The organism is Tessaracoccus sp. ZS01, from assembly GCF_022342445.1.
Classification (GTDB): domain Bacteria; phylum Actinomycetota; class Actinomycetes; order Propionibacteriales; family Propionibacteriaceae; genus Arachnia.
This window is the reverse complement of the sequence record NZ_PQFE01000004.1, coordinates 43,039-62,450: the sequence shown is the minus strand read 5'-3', so window position 1 is coordinate 62,450 and position 19,412 is coordinate 43,039. Positions and strand designations below refer to the sequence as shown.

Here is a 19,412-nt window from a genome sequence, read left to right as displayed (position 1 = left end):
GACCAATCTGAAAGGAAAGCCTCATGGCTAAGCTCAACAACGAAGAGCTCCTTGACGCCTTCAAGGAGATGACCCTCATCGAGCTCTCCGAGTTCGTGACGCTGTTCGAAGACACCTTCGGCGTGACCGCCGCTGCTCCGGTGGCCGTTGCGGCCGCTCCGGCTGCCGCTGCCGGTGACGCTGCTGGCGACGGCGACGAGGAAGCTGCCTCCGACAAGGTCGACGTCATCCTGACCTCCGGTGGCGACAAGAAGATCGCCGTCATCAAGGAGGTGCGCGCTCTGACCTCCCTCGGCCTGAAGGAGGCCAAGGACCTCGTCGAGGGCGCCCCGAAGCCGGTGCTCGAGGGCGTCGACAAGGACACCGCTGCCAAGGCCAAGGAGGCCCTCGAGGCCGCCGGCGGCACCGTCGAGTTCAAGTGATCTAGAGTCACCAACTCTTCTGCCGGCCCGTCCCCGTAAGGGGGCGGGCCGTTTCACTTGCCAGCGCCACCCGGAGCGGTATCATCGGTCCCGCGAGGTCAACGTCGACCCTCTCCACCGCAGGCCGAAATCCGGGGGCCCGCGGTTGTTGCCGTCTGCGGCGATTTGATATATAGTGGTTCTTTGCCCCGCTATGCGTTGCGCCCGTGATTTGACACGGGCAGTTCGCCATGCACGGATATTTGCTTCAAGCGTTCTTGGAAGGACCCAATCTTGGCCGCCTCGCGCTCTGCGTTGAAGAACACCAATGTCGTCTCGTCCACCGGTCGTATCTCGTTCGCGAAGATTCACGAGCCTCTGGAGGTTCCCAACCTCCTGGACCTGCAGATCGACGCATACAACTGGCTGATCGGGAATGAGACCTGGCGGGCGAAGGTCGAAGAGCAGCTCGCTGCCGGCCGCACCGACGTCAACACCCGCTCCGGCCTGGAAGAGATCTTCGCCGAGATCTCACCCATCTCTGATTTCCAGGACTCGATGCAGTTGTCGTTCCGCGACCACCGCTTCGAAGAGCCCAAGTGGACGATCGAGGAGTGCAAGGACCGCGACACCACCTACGCGGCACCGCTCTTCGTCACCGCTGAGTTCACCAACAATGAAACCGGTGAAATCAAGTCCCAGACCGTCTTCATCGGCGATTTCCCGCTGATGACGGACCGTGGCACCTTCATCATCAACGGCACCGAGCGTGTCGTCGTCTCCCAGCTGGTGCGCTCGCCCGGTGTCTACTTCGAGCAGACCCCCGACAAGACCTCGGACAAGGACATCTTCTCCTGCAAGGTCATCCCGTCGCGTGGCGCGTGGCTCGAGTTCGAGATCGACAAGCGTGACATGGTCTTCGTGCGTCTGGACCGCAAGCGCAAGCAGAACGTCACCGTCCTGCTCAAGGCGCTCGGCTGGACCGAAGACCGCATCCTCTCTGAGTTCGGCGACGCGGAGTCCATGCGGCTGACGCTTGAGAAGGACACCGTCAAGACGCAGGACGAGGCCCTCCTCGACATCTACCGCAAGCTCCGTCCGGGCGAACCCCCGGCACGTGACGCTGCGCAGCAGTTGCTGGAGAACTACTACTTCAACGACAAGCGTTACGACCTCGCCAAGGTCGGCCGCTACAAGATCAACAAGAAGCTCGGCCTCGAGCTCCCGTTCGATCAGCAGGTGCTCACCGAGGACGACATCTCTGCGGCCATCGGCTACATCGTCGCCCTGCACGAGCACAAGGAATTCCTGGGTGACCTCCCCGTCGAGGCCGACGACATCGACCACTTCGGTAACCGTCGTCTCCGCACCGTGGGTGAGCTGATCCAGAACCAGCTCCGGACCGGCCTCGGCCGCATGGAGCGCGTCGTGCGCGACCGGATGACCACGCAGGACATCGAGGCCATCACGCCTCAGACACTGATCAACATCCGCCCGGTGACCGCGGCGCTGAAGGAGTTCTTCGGAACCTCGCAGCTGTCGCAGTTCATGGACCAGAACAACCCGCTCGCCGGCCTGACGCACAAGCGTCGTCTGTCTGCGCTGGGCCCCGGTGGTCTGTCCCGTGACCGCGCCGGCATGGAAGTCCGAGACGTCCACCCGTCGCACTACGGCCGCATGTGCCCCATCGAGACCCCTGAAGGCCCGAACATCGGCCTCATCGGCTCGCTGGCCTCGTTCGCCCGCGTCAACGCGTTCGGCTTCATCGAGACCCCGTACCGCAAGGTCGTCGACGGTCACGTGACCGATCAGATCGACTACCTGACCGCTGATGAGGAGGACCGCTACTCGATCGCGCAGGCCAACGCCGCAGTGAACGAGGACGGCCGCCTGACGGAGGAGCGCGTGCTCGTCCGCCTGAAGCACGGCGACGCCGACGAGGTCCCCGTCGGCGAGGTCGAATACATGGACGTGTCCCCGCGCCAGATGGTCTCCATCGCCACGGCGCTGATCCCGTTCCTCGAGCACGACGACGCCTCGCGTGCCCTCATGGGCGCCAACATGCAGCGCCAGGCGGTGCCCCTGCTCCGCAACGAGTCACCCGTCGTCGGCACCGGCATGGAATACCGCGCCGCGGTCGACGTCGGTGACGTCACCCTGGCCCGCAAGCCCGGCGTGGTGAGTTCCGTCTCGGCAGACCTCCTGGAGATCGCCAACGACGACGGCACGTACTCCAGCTTCAAGCTGGACAAGTTCGTCCGCTCGAACGCAGGTACCTGCATCAACCAGCGTCCGCTGGTCGGCCCCGGCGACCGGGTCGAGATCGGCACCCCGCTGGCAGACGGCCCCTGCACGGACCAGGGCGAACTGGCACTCGGCAAGAACCTCCTCGTGGCCTTCATGCCGTGGGAGGGCCTCAACTACGAGGACGCCATCATCCTGTCGCAGCGCATCGTGCAGGACGACGTCCTCACCTCGATCCACATCGAGGAGCATGAGGTCGACGCCCGCGACACCAAGCTGGGCGCTGAGGAGATCACCCGCGAGATCCCCAACGTCTCCGACGAGATGCTGGCTGATCTCGACGAGCGTGGCATCGTGCGCATCGGCGCCGAGGTCTCCGCCGGCGACATCCTGGTCGGCAAGGTCACGCCCAAGGGCGAGACCGAGCTCACCCCGGAGGAGCGCCTGCTGCGCGCCATCTTCGGTGAGAAGGCCCGTGAGGTGCGCGACACCTCGCTCAAGGTTCCCCACGGCGAATCCGGCACCGTCATCGGCGTGCGCGTGTTCAACCGCGAGGACGACGACGAACTGCCCCCCGGCGTGAACCAGCTGGTTCGCGTGCACGTTGCCCAGAAGCGCAAGATCTCCGACGGCGACAAGCTCGCCGGCCGCCACGGTAACAAGGGCGTCATCTCGAAGATCCTTCCGGTGGAGGACATGCCGTTCCTCGAGGACGGCACCCCCGTCGACATCGTGCTGAACCCGCTGGGTGTGCCCTCGCGAATGAACGTGGGCCAGGTCCTCGAGAACCACCTCGGCTGGATCGCCAAGACCGGGTGGGACATCACCGGGGTCCAGGAAGAGTGGGCCGAGCGCCTCCGTGACGTCGGCCTCGGCCACGTCGACGGCGACGCCAAGGTCGCCAGCCCCGTGTTCGACGGTGCCAACGAGGAGGAGATCGCTGGTCTCCTCGCCAACTCGCTGACCACCCGTGACGGTGACCGCCTGGTGGACTCCACTGGCAAGGCCCGTCTCTTCGACGGCCGCTCCGGCGAGCCGTACCCGGAGAAGATCGGCGTGGGCTACATGTACATGCTGAAGCTCCACCACCTGGTCGACGACAAGATCCACGCGCGTTCGACCGGTCCGTACTCGATGATCACCCAGCAACCGCTCGGCGGTAAGGCCCAGTTCGGTGGCCAGCGCTTCGGTGAGATGGAAGTGTGGGCCCTCGAGGCCTACGGTGCCGCCTGGGCGCTGCAGGAACTGCTCACCATCAAGTCCGATGACGTGCCTGGCCGCGTCAAGGTCTACGAGGCGATCGTCAAGGGGGAGAACATCCCCGAGCCGGGCATCCCTGAGTCCTTCAAGGTGCTCGTCAAGGAAATGAAGTCCCTCTGCCTGAACGTAGAGGTGCTCTCTGACGACGGAACCGTCATCGACCTGACTGATTCGGAGGACGACATGCGTTCGGCCGAAGACTTCGGTATCGATCTCGGTCGCCGTCCCGGTAGCGACAACTTCATGGACGTCGGCGAAGTCTGATCCGCGGGGGGCTGCGCCCCACGTGAGCCCACCAGCGGAGCTTGCTTCGCTCGCACACACTTGAAATCCGAGACAGGCGAGATCGCCGATGTCTCACAGGCGCCTACTGCCGAAGTAGGGGAAAGAGAAGCCAAACGTGCTGGACGTGAACTTCTACGATGAACTCCGGATCGGTCTCGCGAGCACCGAGCAGATCCAGAAGTGGTCCGAGGGCGAGGTCAAGAAGCCCGAGACCATCAACTACCGAACCCTCAAGCCCGAGCGTGACGGCCTCTTCTGCGAGAAGATCTTCGGCCCCACCCGTGACTGGGAGTGCTACTGCGGCAAGTACAAGCGCGTCCGCTTCAAGGGCATCGTCTGCGAGCGCTGTGGCGTCCAGGTGAGCCGGAGCAACGTGCGTCGCGAGCGCATGGGGCACATCGAGCTGGCCGCGCCCGTGACCCACATCTGGTACTTCAAGGGTGTCCCCAGCCGTCTCGGTTATCTGCTGGACATCGCGCCGAAGGACCTCGAGAAGGTCATCTACTTCGCCGCGCACATGATCACCTCCGTCGACGAGGAGGGCCGCCACCGCGACCTCTCCTCGCTGCAGGCGAAGGTCGAGGCTGAGTCCAAGCAGGTAGCCGGCAAGCGTGACGCGGACATCGAAACCCGCATGCGCAAGCTGGAAGAGGACCTGGCCGCTCTTGAGGAAGAGGGCGCCAAGGCCGACGTCAAGCGCAAGGTGCGCGAGGCTGGCGAGAAGGAAGCCAACCTCATCCGCACCCGTGCGCAGCGTCAGCTGGACCGCATCGACGAGGTGTGGCAGCGGTTCAAGGGCCTGAAGGTCCAGGACCTCGAGGGCGACGAGATTCTCTACCGCGAGATGAAGAAGCGCTTCGGCAAGTACTTCGAGGGCTCCATGGGCGCCGAGGCGATCCAGCGGCGCCTGCAGGACTTCGACCTGAAGGCCGAGTCCATCTCGCTGCGCGAGACCATCGCCACGGGCAAGGGCCAGCGCAAGACGCGTGCCCTGAAGCGCCTCAAGGTGGTCAGCGCCTTCCTCAACGGCCAGAACGCGCCGTCGTCGATGGTGCTGGACGTCGTGCCGGTCATCCCCCCGGACCTGCGCCCCATGGTGCAGCTCGACGGTGGCCGCTTCGCCACCTCGGACCTCAACGACCTGTACCGCCGCGTCATCAACCGCAACAACCGTCTTAAGAGGCTGATCGACCTCGGTGCCCCCGAGATCATCGTCAATAACGAGAAGCGGATGCTGCAGGAAGCCGTGGACTCGCTGTTCGACAATGGCCGTCGCGGCCGTCCCGTCACCGGGCCGGGCAACCGACCGCTGAAGTCGATCTCCGACATGCTCAAGGGCAAGCAGGGTCGCTTCCGCCAGAACCTCCTCGGCAAGCGCGTCGACTACTCGGGCCGTTCGGTCATCGTGGTCGGCCCGCAGCTCAAGCTGCACCAGTGCGGCCTGCCGAAGGCCATGGCGCTGGAGCTGTTCAAGCCGTTCGTGATGAAGCGTCTCGACGACCTGAACCACGCCCAGAACATCAAGGCCGCCAAGCGCATGGTGGAGCGTCAGCGCCCCGTCGTGTGGGACGTCCTCGAAGAGGTCATCACCGAACACCCCGTGCTGCTGAACCGTGCACCCACCCTGCACCGCCTCGGCATCCAGGCGTTCGAGCCCCAGCTCATCGAGGGCAAGGCCATCCAGATCCACCCGCTCGTCTGCACGGCGTTCAACGCCGACTTCGACGGTGACCAGATGGCCGTGCACCTCCCGCTGTCGGCTGAGGCCCAGGCTGAGGCACGCGTGCTGATGCTCTCCACCAACAACATCCTGAAGCCCGCAGACGGCCGCCCCGTGACCATGCCCACCCAGGACATGATCATCGGTCACTACTTCCTGACCTCCGAGCGTGAGGGCAAGGGACAGGGCCGGCTCTTCTCGTCGCTGGCGGAGGCCATCATGGCCTTCGACCGCGGCGACCTGTCGATCGGCGCCAAGTGCCGCATCGTGCTGCGTGACGTCGTAGTCGACGGCGTCGAGCCCCGCCCCGATGGTTCGGTGCTGGTGGAGACCACGCTCGGTCGCGCCCTCTTCAACGAGGCGCTCCCGGAGGACTTCCACTACGTCAACACCGTCGTGGGCAAGCGCGTACTCGGCCCCATCATCAATGAGCTGGCGGAGACGTACCCGAAGGTCAAGGTCGCAGCTGCGCTCGACAACCTGAAGGACGTGGGCTTCAGGTGGGCGTCGCGCTCCGGCGTGACGGTGTCCATCTCGGACGTCCAGACCCCGCCGCAGAAGGCAGAGATCCTCGACGTCTACGAGCGCCGGGCCACCAAGATCGACACGCTGTACGACCGCGGTCAGCTGACCGAGGACGAGCGCCGGTCCGAGCTCATCGGCATCTGGGGTGACGCCACCACGGAACTCACGGAGGCCATGAAGGCGAACTTCACGACCGAGAACCCCATCTTCATGATGGTGGACTCGGGCGCTCGAGGAAACATGACGCAGATGCGTCAGATCGCCGCCATGCGAGGCCTCGTGGCCAACCCGAAGGGCGAGATCATCGCCCGCCCGATCAAGTCCAACTTCCGCGAAGGCCTGTCGGTGCTCGAGTACTTCATCTCGACGCACGGTGGCCGAAAGGGCCAGGCCGACACCGCTCTGCGTACCGCAGACTCCGGCTACCTGACCCGTCGTCTGGTCGACGTCTCCCAGGACGTGATCATCCGCGAGGAAGACTGCGGCACCGAGCGTGGCCTCACCAAGGTCATCGCCAAGTGGACCACCGCAGGTGTGGACGAGACGGGCCGCCCGATCGAGATCCCCGCTGAGCCGTTCGCCAAGGGCGCCTCTGTGGAGACCACGGTCGACGTGGAGACCGCCGTCTACGCCCGCTCGCTGGCCGTCGACGCTGTCGATTCCGAGGGCAACGTGCTGGTCCAGGCCGGCACGGACCTGGGTGACGCCGAGATCCTCAAGCTGGTTGAGGCCGGGGTCACCACGGTCAAGGTCCGCTCCGTGCTCACCTGTGAGTCGGCTGCCGGTACCTGTGCCATGTGCTACGGCCGTTCGCTTGCCTCCGGCAAGCTGGTGGACGTCGGCGAGGCCGTCGGTATCGTCGCCGCGCAGTCCATCGGCGAGCCCGGTACCCAGCTGACGATGCGTACCTTCCACACCGGTGGTGTGGCCGGTGACGACATCACGCAGGGTCTGCCCCGTGTCACGGAGCTCTTCGAGGCCCGCCAGCCCAAGGGCAAGGCCCCGATCGCAGAGGCCGACGGCGTCGTGCGGATCGAGGACGGCGACCGTTCGCGCAAGATCGTCATCGTGCGCGACGACGGTGGCGAAGACCTGGAGTACCCGGTCGGCCGCCGCACCCGCCTCGAGTTCGAGGACAACACGGGCCAGCGCATCCACATCCAGGACGGCGTCCGCGTGTCGATCGGTCAGCAGTTGACCGCCGGCCAGGTGGACCCGCAGGACGTGCTGCGTGTGCGTGGTCTCCGCAAGGTGCAGGAGCACCTCGTGGAGGAGGTCCAGCGTGTGTACCGCACGCAGGGTGCCCCCATCCACGACAAGCACATCGAGATCATCATCCGGCAGATGCTGCGTCGCGTGACCGTCATCGATTCGGGCGAGACCGACATGATGCCGGGCGAGCTCGTGGACCGTCCCAGCTACGAGGCCTCGAACCGTCGGGCGCTCTCTGAGGGCGGCAAGCCCGCTGAGGGTCGTCCGGTGCTCATGGGTATCACCAAGGCGTCGCTCGCGACGGAGTCGTGGCTGTCCGCCGCGTCCTTCCAGGAGACGACCAAGGTCCTCACGGATGCCGCCATCCAGGGCAAGAGCGACAAGCTCATGGGCCTGAAGGAGAACGTCATCCTCGGCAAGCTGATCCCTGCCGGTACCGGTCTCGAGCGTTACCGCAACATCCGGGTGGAGCCCACCGAAGAGGCCCGCGCCACGGCCTACACGATGAGCTACGACCCGTACGATTACGCGTTCGGCTCTGACGTGGTCGGCCCGGCCGTGCCGCTCGACGAGATGGACTTCGGCGAGATTCGCTGAACCTGGTCCCGAAGGGGGCACTGACGGCGGTTTCTCACGGTCCTCGCAACACCCAGTTCTGGGCGTTGCGAGGACCGTTTCCTTGTGTGGAGTTGCGGGGCCGAGTCCTTCGGTTGCGCAGCGCTGCGTGCCGCGGCGTGAGGCTGCTCGCCGGATCGGTTCGACCGCTGACCACGCACAACGCCCGGCTGGGACGAGCCAGCCGGGCGTGTGCATGATGTCCTTCAGATCACCTACAGCAGGTGTTGCGAGGACCACGAGGATCCGCGAACCGGTTTCCGGCCCTGCTGCCTTGTCGGGCAGTTACCCCTTGGACACGGCGCGCCGCTTGTTCACGAGGTCGAACGCGACCGCGAGGAGCAGCACGAGGCCCTTGACGACCTGCTGGGTGGGCGCCTCCACGCCGAGCAGCTGCATGCCATTGGTCATCACTGCCATGATCGTGCCGCCGATGATGGCGCCGACGACCCGGCCAACGCCTCCGGTGACGGCTGCGCCACCGATGAAGCAGGCGGCGATCGCATCGAGTTCGATGCCATTGCCGGCGGCGGGCTGCGCACCGTTCGCGCGGGACGAGTAGATGATGCCCGCAATGGCCGACAACAGGCCCATGTGGACGTACACGAGCATGATCGTGCGCTTCACGTTGACGCCGGAGAGGCGGGCCGCGTGGATGTTGCCGCCGATGGCGTAGGTGTGACGACCGTAGACCGTGTTCTGCGACAGGTAGGCGTAGATCAGGATCAGGGCGGCCAGGATGAACAACACGATCGGGAAGCCCCGGCTCACCGAGAGCTGGAAGGCGAAGAAGAGCACTGCTACGGCGATCGCGGCGAACTTCGCGACCATCAGGCCTGCTTTCTCCACGGGCTGCTCGTACTGGATGCGGGCCGCGCGGGTACGCAGCGCGCTGAAGATGAAGGCGGCCACCGCCAGGATGCCGATCAGCAGCGTGAAGATGTCCACGTTCTTGCCGAAGATGGGCACAGTACCGAAGAGCCCTTGGAGGAACCCCGTGGCGATCTGCTTGTACTCGTTGCTCATGGGGGACAGCGAGATGGAACCCAGCACCATGAACGTCGCGCCACGGAACAGCAGCATGGACGCCAGGGTCACAATGAAGCCGGGGATGCCGACGTAGGCCACCCAGAACCCGTGCCAGAGGCCGATCAGCAGGCCGACAGCGAGCCCGGCGACGACCGCGACCCACCAGGCCTGTCCCATCTTGATCACGAGGGTCGCCGCGATGGCACCCACGAGGGCGATCACGGATCCAACGGACAGGTCGATGTGGCCCACGACGATGACGAACAACATGCCGATCGCCAACACCAGGATGTAGGAGTACTGCAGCACCAGGTTGGTCACGTTGGGCGGGCTGAGCAGCAGGCCCTTCGTCCAGACCTGGAAGAGGATGACGATGGCCACCAGGGCCAGGAAGATGCCGCTCTGGCGGAGGTTCACCGCCCCCAACATGTTCTTGACGCTTGCCATGTCAGACAGCCTCCCTTTCCTTGGTCATGAGTGTCATGAGGTTCTCCTGGTTTGCTTCGCCCCGATCCAGGACGCCGGTGATGCGCCCGAAGGCCAGCGTGTAGATGCGGTCGCAGATGCCGAGCAGTTCGGGCAACTCGGACGAGATCACGATGACGGCCTTGCCTGCGTCGGCGAGTGAGTTGATGATCGTGTAGATCTCATATTTGGCGCCGACGTCGATTCCACGGGTCGGCTCGTCGAGGATGAGCACCTCGGGTTCGGTCATCATCCACTTGGAGAGGACGACCTTCTGCTGGTTACCGCCGGACAGCTGCCCTGCGATCGTCATCACCGATGGTGCCTTGATGCGCATGCTGCCTCGGAATTGCTCGGCGCGCTTGATCTCCTCGTTGGCATTGACAGAACCGAGAGGAGTCCTGAGCCGGTCGAGGGAGGCGGCGGAGATGTTGCGGCGGATGTCGTCGATCAGGTTGAGGCCGAACCGCTTGCGGTCCTCTGTGGCGTACGCCAAGCCGGCGTCGATCGCCTGGTGCACGGAGGAGAGGTTCGTCTCCTTGCCGTGCAGGTATGCCTTGCCGCTGACCTTGTGGCCCCACGCCTCGCCGAACACGCTCATGGCGAGTTCGGTACGACCTGCGCCCATGAGGCCGGCGATGCCGACGATCTCGCCGGCGTGGACGTTGAGGCTGGCGTCGTCGATGGTCTTGCGCCCCGGGATGGTGGGGTGCATGACGGACCAGTCCTCGATGCGGAACAGTTCCTCGCCGATCTTTGGCTCGTGTTGCGGGTAGAGGTGCTCGAGGTCACGGCCGACCATGCCCTTGATGATGCGGCTCTGCTGCATCTCCGGGCCCTTCTGGAGGGTCTCGATCGTCATTCCGTCACGAATGATCGTGTTGGCGTCGGCGATGGAGATGATCTCGTTGAGCTTGTGGGAGATCATGATCGACGTGATGCCCTGCTCACGCAGTTGGCGCAGCAGGCCGAGAAGGTGTGCTGAATCAGTGTCGTTGAGGGCGGCCGTGGGCTCGTCGAGGATCAGCAACTTGACCTCTTTGGAGAGGGCTTTCGAGATCTCCACCAACTGTTGCTTGCCGACGCCGATGTCCTGGATGAGGGTGGTGGGGTTCTCGTCGAGGCCCACCTGGCGCAGCAGTTGGGCTGCCCGCTGGTTCGTCTTGTGCCAGTTGATGCGGCCGTTCTGCGCCTGCTCGTTGCCGAGGAAGATGTTCTCCGCAATGGACAGCTGGGGGACCAGTGCCAGCTCCTGGTGGATGATGACGATGCCCTTGGCCTCGGACTGGTTGATCGAGTTGAACTTGACCTCTTCGTCATCGAAGAAGATCTGGCCATCGTAGGTTCCGTGCGGGTAGACGCCTGACAGCACCTTCATGAGGGTGGACTTGCCGGCTCCGTTCTCACCGCAGATGGCGTGGATGTCGCCACGCCGCACGCTGAGATTCACGTCTGACAGCGCCTTCACACCGGGGAATTCCTTGGTGATGTTGCGCATCTCGAGAATGATGTCGCTCAAGGTATGCCTGCTTTCAATCTCGGATGGGGCCGGCGGTTGATATTCAACCACCGGCCCCATCACGTCAGTTACCCGGGATCAGGCAACGCCGGAGTCGACCTGCTCCTGGGTCCAGTAGCCGGTGTCCACCAGAGCCTCCGTGACGTTGTCCTTGGTGACGGTGGTGACGTCGAGGAGGTACGACGGCACGACCTTCATGCCGTTGTCGTAGGTCTCGGTGTCGTTGGCCTCGGGCTCGTTGCCCTCGAGCAGTGCGACGGCGGCCTTGACGGCCTGCTCAGCCAGGAGACGGGTGTCCTTGAAGATCGTCGAGTACTGGATGCCGTCGTTGATGAGCTTGACCGAAGCGATCTCGGCATCCTGACCGGTGACGATGGGGAAGGTCTCGCCGCCGTAGCCGTTGTTCTCCAGAGCGGTGATGATGCCGCGCGAGAGACCGTCGTAGGCGGACAGGGCGCCGTGGAGCTTCTTGTCGCCGTAGTTGGCGGTGAGGAGGTCCTCCATGCGCTTCTGCGCGGTCTCCTGCTGCCAACGGAGGATGGCGGCCTGTTCGATGGAGGTCTGGCCCGAGGGGACGACGTACTCGCCCGCATCGATCTTCGGCTGCAGGACCGACATGGCGCCGTCGAAGAAGAAGTGGGCGTTGTTGTCGTCCAGCGATCCGGCGAACAGTTCGATGTTGGCGGGATTCTCGGCGCTGAAGCGCTCAGCGAGGCCGTCGATGAGGGACTGGCCCTGAGCGACGCCGACCTTGAAGTTGTCGAAGGAAACGTAGAAGTCGACGTTCTCCGAGTCGCGGATCAGACGGTCGTACGAGATCACCTTGATGCCGGCTGCGGCCGCTGCATCCAGCTGCGGTGCGAGCGCGGTGCCGTCGATGGCGGCGATGATGAGGACCTTGACGCCCTGGGTGATCATCTGGTCGACCTGCTGCGACTGGGTCGGGATGTCATCGTTGGCGAACTGCAGGTCGACCTCGAAGCCGGCCTCCTCGAGCTGCGACTTGACGGCGTCGCCGTCGGCGATCCAGCGCTCCGAGGTCTGGGTGGGCATCGAGACGCCGACCTTGCCGCCGGCTGCCGCTTCGCCTCCGCCGGCGCTGGCGGAGGTGGTCGGATCGGTACCGGGTGCGGCGGTGTCATTTCCGCAGGCGGCCAGACCGAGGACGGCAACGCTGGCAGCGCCCAGCCCGATGAACCCGCGACGATTGAGCTTCATTATCGTTTCCTCCTAGAAACGGATCAGTGGAGGCCAACTCTGGCCATCCCTGGGTGGGGCTCTGATGCCCTCTCCGACGAATCGGCATGTGTGACACGGGGCGGCATACGAGGACCCGTGAAACGGTTTTCTCTGTCACATGGTGCTCAACTGAGAGGCCCCCGTCAACGTGAATCGCGCAATCGGTCAGTCTCGGTTTCATAACGAATCCCCAAGCCACCCCCACTGCTGATCGTGGTGGCGCCGCGGTATCATCCGCGCCCTGCGCAGACGCGTTCGAGCCGATCGGTCCTGCCCCGAACCCGGTGCTGAAGGCTGAGCGGCCGTTGGTGGTGTTGCTCAAGGTGGGTGAGCACATCGCCCCGACCTGCAGACACAAGGAACCCCGGGATGGTGTCTTGGGGCGTCGAAAGGATTCATGGTGAAATCACTGGCTCGGTATTTTGTCCCCATCATGGCAGTGGCGATGGTCGGCAGCACGTTTGCGGCACCGCACGCGAACGCGCAGCCCAACGCCGCACCGCTCATCGTTCCGGAACTACAGCAATGGGTGGGGGGCCAAGGCAACTTCCAACAGGATGCGGATGGACCGACGACCGTCGCCGCGCCAGAAGCCGCGGATCTCGCCGGCCGCTTCGTCGATGACCTCACCGCCTACACCGGCTTCCCTGCGCAGACCACCACGACCACGGGCTCCGCGGATATCGTCCTGCTGATAGATGAGGAGCTCAGCGTCACGGGGGCCGGCGAGTTGTTCAACGCCGAGGGCTACGAGCTTGTCGCCGGCGAGGACCAGGTGACGATCACCGCTCACAGTGAGCAGGGTCTGTATTACGGAACGCGCACTCTCCTGCAGGGCTTGATGCAGTCAGAGGGACGCGACCAGTTCCCCGTCGGTACGGCGCACGACTGGCCCGATTACGCCGACCGTGGCTTCATGCTCGATGTCGGCCGCCGCTACTTCACACCCGAGTTCCTGCGCGACTACATCAAGATGATGGGCTGGTACAAGCTGAACTCCTTCCAGATCCACCTGAACGACAACCAGATCCCTCGCCCCAGCACGGGCTGGCAGGACGGGTACGCCGCTTTCCGCCTCGCCTCGGACAACCCCGAGTTGGCCGGTCTCGCGGCTGAGGACGGCAGCTACGACCGAGAGACCTGGCGCTCCTTCGAGGAGACCGCAGCTGATAACGCCGTCGTGATCACGCCCGAGATCGACGTGCCTGCACACTCGCTGGCGTTCATCCAGTGGCGCCCCGAACTGGGACTCAACGGAGGCGACGACGACATGCTCGACCTCTCCAAGCCGGAGACGCGCGAGATGATCAAGATGATCTTCGGCGAGTTCATCGACTGGTTCGAGGGCCCGGTCGTCCACTTCGGCGCGGATGAGTACAGCCGAGCAGAGGCCGAGGAGTACCGGGACTTCTTCAATGAGATGGCTGCGTACATCCGCAGCCACGGCAAGAAGCCGGCCGCGTGGGGCTCCATGACGGTGATGCACGGTTCAGCTGCCGGCTATGACCGTGACGTGCTGATCGGCGCTTGGAACAACGGTTGGTACGGCATGGCCAGCGCAGAGGCTGACGGCTACGAGTACATCAACATGAACGACTCCACCCTCTACGTGGTGCCGTTCGCGAACTACTACCACGGCCAAGGCCTCAACAACCAGCGGCTCTACGACGTGTGGCTGCCCAACAGGCTCGACGCCACCGACATCGTGCCGGCGGGTGCGCCCAACGGCGCCCGGTTCGCGGTGTGGAACGACCTGGTGGACGCCGATTACACCGAACTCGACGTCGACGGTCTGATCGAGGATTCCTTCCCTGTCATCTCCCAGAAGACGTGGAATGCACAGACCCCGACGCGCACCTACGCCGAGTTCACCGCCGGAGTCCGCGAGATCGGGCGGGGCCCGGGTCTGACCACCATCGGTGCGGTGTCGCCGCCCGGTACCGTCGAGTTGAGCCGCAACGCCAGCGTCACCGCTTCGTCCAGCACTCCGGAGGGTCCGGCTGCGGCGCTCACCGACGGCAGCCGCACGACGCGGTGGGCCAGCACGCAGAAGGACCCCTCCTTCGTGGTTGATCTCGGTGCGTTGAGCACCATCGCGAGCGTGGACGTGGCCTGGGCCCAACCCCTGCCCACGTCGTACCACGTGGAGATCTCCGACGACGGCGAGAACTGGCGCGCCGCCGCGGTGCACGCCACTGGCAACAGCGTCGAGTTCGAGGCCATGATCGGCCGCTATGTGCGGGTCTCGGCCAAGTCCCAAGCGGGTGCGAGCGCCTGGGAGGCCGTGGTCAACGGGCCGCGTCCGCTGACTGACGGAGCCACAGCCACGGCTTCCGGTAACGAAGCGCCGGCGTTCGGTCCGGAGAACACCGTCGACGGCAATCTGCGCACCCGCTGGTCCGCCAGTTATGCAATGCCCACGTGGCTGCAGATTGATCTCGGTGTCCGGAGCGCCATCGATCAGGTTCAGGTCCATTGGGAAGCGGCTGCTGCCGCCGCCTACACCGTGCTCGTCTCGGACGACGCAGTGACCTGGACAGAAGTCACCGCCAAGAGCGGCCAGAGCACCGGGGAGCGGGTGGACCAACTGGAGTTCGACCGGGTCGACGCCCGGTACGTGCGGATCAACGTGACGGAGAAGGCATTGACTCCGTATCTCTCGATCTACGAGGTGATCATCCCCGCAGTGGAGATCGATCCTCAGGGAGACATTTCCGCGCCCGCCGTCACGCAGTTGGCCACCACCAAGGTCACCTCGGGCGTGGCCGCGACCATCCGGATCGCGGCCGAGGATGACTCCACGCCACTGGCCCATTCCGCAACCGGCCTACCTGCTGGACTCACCATCAACGCCCAGACAGGCGTGATATCGGGCACGACGAACGCGGTCGGTGACCACGAGGTGACGGTGCTGGTCACCGACGCTGCGGGCAACGTGGCTCTGATGGAATTCACCATCTCGGTGCAGCCGAAGGTAGTGCCTTCCCCGTCTGTGACGCCGACCGTGAAGCCGACGGTGTCGCCGACTGCGTCGAAGTCGCCGACGGTGAAGCCCACTGCTACTGCGGGCACGGGCAAGTTCGTCCGCACTGCGCCGTACACCCAGCCCGGGAAGCACGACTTCAACGGTCGTGAGTGGTTCACAGAGTGCGAGTCGTATTCGCAGACGGAGCGTTGCCGCACGGAGATCTGGGCGACGGTGGTCAAGGTGGACAACGGCCAGTTCGTCCGGGAGTCGGGGTGGGCGTTCAACAACCTGACGTACCTGCCGTTCATGACGCGGGAGGCCTGGAAGGGCAACCCGCTGGGCGACCTGGGCTCGACCACCGACGGTGTGTTCACCTCCGGTGGGCGTCAGTGGCGCACCGAGTGTGACACCGCCGCCACAGGCAGGGGCGCGTGCCGCTCCTACACGATGACGACGGTGTACGCCGCCACCGCCAAGCCTGCCGGTGGGTACACCTTCAGCCAGAGCAACGAGTGGGTGTTCAACAACATCGTGATGTTCGGGGGACCGGAGAAGCGCTGACGGTGCACCTGAGGGTGTGAGCCGGCCGCCTTCCCTGACGGGAGGGCGGCCGGCTTGTGTGACGGGGGGCTGGCGGCACCTCACTAGGGGGTGCCATTTTGGTCCGCGGGATTTTTGACCCTCAGGCACCGGTGGAGTAATCTTGGCAAGCGTGCCCGGACTAGGGCGCGATTGTGCGTGCCCTGGCATGACGCTCAGGTCCTAAACGTTGCGAGGATCCCTGACGCGTGCGGTGTTCGCACGGCAGCCAACTGTGTTTCTGCCCGGAACGGTGACCCGGAACGATGACACGGAGACCTGCGCCAGGGAAACCCCCGCCAATATCCAGACAACGAAAGTGAAACCAAACAGGTGCCAACTATTCAGCAGCTGGTCCGGAAGGGCCGCAGGGACAAACCGTCCAAGAGCAATACGCCCGCGCTGAAGGGCTCGCCCCAGCGCCGCGGCGTGTGCACTCGCGTGTACACCACCACGCCGAAGAAGCCGAACTCCGCGCTCCGTAAGGTCGCGCGTGTGCGTTTGAGCTCCGGCATCGAAGTCACCGCCTACATCCCGGGCGTCGGCCATAACCTCCAGGAGCACTCGATGGTGCTCGTGCGCGGTGGTCGTGTGAAGGACCTCCCCGGTGTGCGCTACAAGATCGTCCGCGGCTCGCTCGACACCCAGGGTGTCAAGGGCCGCAAGCAGGCCCGCAGCCGCTACGGCGCCAAGAAGGAGAAGTAATGCCTCGCAAGGGTCCCGCCCCGAAGCGTCCCGTGGTCATCGACCCCGTCTACGGTTCGCCGCTCGTTTCGCAGCTCGTCTCCAAGATCCTGCTCGACGGTAAGAAGTCCGTCGCCCAGGGCATCGTCTACGACGCCCTCGAGGGCGCCCGCGCCAAGACCGGTACCGATCCGGTGCAGACGCTGAAGAAGGCTCTCGACAACGTCAAGCCTTCGATCGAAGTCAAGTCCCGCCGCGTCGGTGGCGCCACCTACCAGGTGCCGATCGAGGTCAAGCCCGGCCGTCAGAACACTCTGGCGCTGCGTTGGCTCGTCAGCTTCTCCCGCGCTCGTCGCGAGAAGACGATGACCGAGCGTCTCATGAACGAGATTCTCGACGCCTCGAACGGTCTGGGTGCTTCCGTGAAGCGCCGCGAGGACACGCACAAGATGGCCGAGGCCAACCGCGCCTTCGCCCACTACCGCTGGTGATTCAGCTGCCCCCGTACCGCAGGGTACGGGGGCTCTCACCGTCTAACGACTTGACTCTTCGATACTCGAGAAGGACCGAACTGTGACCGACCTGAACAAGGTTCGCAACATCGGCATCATGGCGCACATTGATGCCGGCAAGACCACCACGACCGAGCGCATCCTGTTCTACACCGGCAAGAACCACAAGATCGGTGAGACCCATGACGGCGCAGCCACCATGGACTGGATGGAGCAGGAGCAGGAGCGCGGCATCACGATCACGTCCGCCGCGACGACCTGTTTCTGGCACGAACACCTCATCAACATCATCGACACCCCCGGGCACGTGGACTTCACGGTCGAGGTCGAGCGTTCGCTCCGCGTCCTCGACGGCGCCGTTGCGGTGTTCGACGGCGTGGCCGGCGTCGAGCCGCAGTCGATGACCGTGTGGCGCCAGGCCACCAAGTACGGCGTGCCGCGCATCTGCTACATCAACAAGCTCGACCGCACCGGCGCCTCGTTCAGCCACGTCGTCAGGACGATCCGCGAGCGCCTCAACACCGATCCGCTGCTGCTGCAGCTGCCCATCGGCTCCGAGGGTGACTTCCTGGGCGTCGTCGACCTCGTGGAGATGCGCGCGCTGACGTGGCGCGGCGAGACCGCCATGGGCGAGGACTACGACGTCGAGGAGATCCCCGCCCAGCTCCGGGCCGAGGCCGAGGCTGCCCACGCCACGCTCATCGAGCGGGTGGCGGACGTGGACGACGACATCATGGAGTTGTACCTGGAAGGCGAGGAGCCCTCGGTCGCGCAGGTCAAGGCGGCCATCCGTAAGGGCGTCATCACCAACGCGTTCACCGCCGTGGTCTGTGGCACCTCGTTCAAGAACAAGGGCGTGCAGCCCCTGCTCGACGCGGTCGTCGCCTACCTGCCGTCGCCGCTCGACGTGCCCGCCATCGACGGCTTCAAGCCCGGCCACGAGGACGTCAAGCTCGAGCGTCACCCCTCCGACGACGAGCCGCTGTCGACCCTCGCCTTCAAGGTCGCCGCCGATCCGCACCTGGGTCGCCTGACCTTCGTGCGCGTCTACTCCGGCGTCCTGCAGTCTGGTTCGCAGGTCCTCAACTCGACCAAGGGCCGCAAGGAGCGCATCGGCAAGATTTACCAGATGCACGCCAACAAGCGTGAGGAGATCCCCTCCATCGGTGCCGGCATGATCTGCGCGGTCATGGGGCTCAAGGACACCACCACCGGCGAGACCCTGTGCGACCCGGCCAACCCCATCGTGCTGGAGTCGATGACCTTCCCGAACCCCGTCATCGAGCAGGCGATCGAGCCGAAGACGAAGTCCGACCAGGAGAAGCTGTCGCACGCCATCCAGCGTCTCGCGGAGGAGGACCCCACCTTCCGGGTCCACACCGACGAGGAGACCGGGCAGACCATCATCGCCGGTATGGGTGAGCTGCACCTCGACGTCCTGATCGACCGCATGAAGCGGGAGTTCAAGGTCGAGGCGAACATCGGCAAGCCGCAGGTCGCGTACCGCGAGACCTTGCGCCGCAAGGTGCAGAAGGTCGAGTACACGCACAAGAAGCAGACCGGTGGCTCCGGCCAGTTCGCGCGCGTCATCATCGACCTCGAGCCCACCGAGCCCGGCTCCGGCTACGAGTTTGTCAACGCCGTCACCGGCGGCCGCATCCCCCGCGAGTACATTCCCGCGGTGGACGCCGGCGTCAAGGAGGCCCTGCAGTTCGGCGTGCTCGCCGGCTACCCGGTCGACAACATCAAGGTGACGCTGACCGACGGCGCTTACCACGACGTCGACTCCTCGGAGCTGGCGTTCAAGCTCGCCGGCTCCATGGCCTTCAAGGAAGCCGCGCGCAAGGCGGACCCGGCAATCCTGGAGCCCGTCATGGCCGTCGAGGTCACCACGCCCGAGGACTACCTGGGCACCGTCATCGGTGACCTGAACTCGCGTCGTGGCTCGATCCAGTCCATGGACGAGCTTCACGGCAACCGTGTCGTCAAGGCGCTCGTGCCGCTCTCGGAGATGTTCGGCTACGTGGGTGACCTGCGCTCGAAGACCTCGGGCCAGGCCAACTACTCGATGGAATTCGATTCCTACGCCGAGACCCCGAAGAACATCATGGAAGAGATCGTCGCCAAGGCGAAGGGCGAGTAGCACTCGGCCCCA

The 19,412-nt window shown here is 64.8% G+C and carries 10 protein-coding genes; 7 read left to right on the top strand and 3 right to left on the bottom strand.

Annotated elements, in window-relative coordinates; genetic code table 11:
• Positions 1 to 23 precede the first annotated feature (23 nt).
• The 3 genes from rplL to rpoC all read left to right on the top strand — a co-directional run bounded on the left by rplL (position 24) and on the right by rpoC (position 8,244).
• Positions 24 to 422 carry a 50S ribosomal protein L7/L12 gene (gene rplL / locus C3E87_RS06355; RefSeq protein ID WP_076060731.1) on the top strand — a complete coding sequence of 133 codons (399 nt, stop codon included), beginning with the start codon at positions 24 to 26 and terminating at the stop codon, positions 420 to 422.
• Positions 423 to 695: 273 nt separating this feature from the next.
• A complete protein-coding gene (gene rpoB / locus C3E87_RS06350) occupies positions 696 to 4,169 on the top strand; it encodes a DNA-directed RNA polymerase subunit beta (RefSeq protein ID WP_143570923.1) in 3,474 nt (1,157 codons plus the stop codon).
• Between the two features lie 136 nt (positions 4,170 to 4,305).
• Positions 4,306 to 8,244: a DNA-directed RNA polymerase subunit beta' gene (rpoC, locus tag C3E87_RS06345; protein ID WP_076060727.1), complete on the top strand. Its 3,939-nt coding sequence runs from the start codon at positions 4,306 to 4,308 to the stop codon at positions 8,242 to 8,244.
• A gap of 303 nt (positions 8,245 to 8,547) precedes the next feature.
• Here the strand turns inward: rpoC and mmsB are convergent, their stop codons facing one another.
• The 3 genes from mmsB to chvE all read right to left on the bottom strand — a co-directional run bounded on the left by mmsB (position 8,548) and on the right by chvE (position 12,493).
• Positions 8,548 to 9,738: a multiple monosaccharide ABC transporter permease gene (gene mmsB / locus C3E87_RS06340; protein ID WP_083665452.1), complete on the bottom strand. Its 1,191-nt coding sequence runs from the start codon at positions 9,736 to 9,738 to the stop codon at positions 8,548 to 8,550.
• A gap of 1 nt (position 9,739) precedes the next feature.
• The gene (gene mmsA / locus C3E87_RS06335; protein WP_076060723.1) at positions 9,740 to 11,275 is read right to left on the bottom strand and encodes a multiple monosaccharide ABC transporter ATP-binding protein; all 1,536 of its coding nucleotides are present in this window, start codon (positions 11,273 to 11,275) and stop codon (positions 9,740 to 9,742) included.
• A 78-nt stretch (positions 11,276 to 11,353) separates the two neighbouring features.
• Entirely contained in the window at positions 11,354 to 12,493 is a 1,140-nt protein-coding gene (gene chvE / locus C3E87_RS06330) for a multiple monosaccharide ABC transporter substrate-binding protein (RefSeq protein WP_076060721.1), read from the bottom strand.
• 454 nt (positions 12,494 to 12,947) lie between these two features.
• Between chvE and C3E87_RS06325 the strand changes: the two genes are divergently transcribed.
• From C3E87_RS06325 to fusA, 4 genes are all read left to right on the top strand, one after another.
• Positions 12,948 to 16,043, top strand: a complete 3,096-nt coding sequence (locus C3E87_RS06325; protein WP_158069054.1) for a discoidin domain-containing protein — start codon at positions 12,948 to 12,950, stop codon at positions 16,041 to 16,043.
• A 351-nt stretch (positions 16,044 to 16,394) separates the two neighbouring features.
• The gene (rpsL, locus tag C3E87_RS06320) at positions 16,395 to 16,766 is read left to right on the top strand and encodes a 30S ribosomal protein S12 (protein WP_076060716.1); all 372 of its coding nucleotides are present in this window, start codon (positions 16,395 to 16,397) and stop codon (positions 16,764 to 16,766) included.
• Positions 16,766 to 17,236, top strand: a complete 471-nt coding sequence (gene rpsG / locus C3E87_RS06315) for a 30S ribosomal protein S7 (protein ID WP_076060714.1) — start codon at positions 16,766 to 16,768, stop codon at positions 17,234 to 17,236. The genes rpsL and rpsG overlap by 1 nt, the downstream gene beginning before the upstream one ends.
• Positions 17,237 to 17,318: 82 nt before the next feature.
• The gene (gene fusA, locus C3E87_RS06310; protein WP_255362911.1) at positions 17,319 to 19,400 is read left to right on the top strand and encodes an elongation factor G; all 2,082 of its coding nucleotides are present in this window, start codon (positions 17,319 to 17,321) and stop codon (positions 19,398 to 19,400) included.
• Positions 19,401 to 19,412 lie beyond the last annotated feature (12 nt).

Bases quoted from the DNA above. Each gene is read 5' to 3' on its own strand.
- rplL (WP_076060731.1), top strand. From the start codon at position 24: ATGGCTAAGCTCAACAACGAAGAGCTCCTTGACGCCTTCAAGGAGATG.
- mmsB (WP_083665452.1), bottom strand. From the start codon at position 9,738: ATGGCAAGCGTCAAGAACATGTTGGGGGCGGTGAACCTCCGCCAGAGC.
- chvE (WP_076060721.1), bottom strand. From the start codon at position 12,493: ATGAAGCTCAATCGTCGCGGGTTCATCGGGCTGGGCGCTGCCAGCGTT.
- C3E87_RS06325 (WP_158069054.1), top strand. From the start codon at position 12,948: ATGGCAGTGGCGATGGTCGGCAGCACGTTTGCGGCACCGCACGCGAAC.
- rpsG (WP_076060714.1), top strand. From the start codon at position 16,766: ATGCCTCGCAAGGGTCCCGCCCCGAAGCGTCCCGTGGTCATCGACCCC.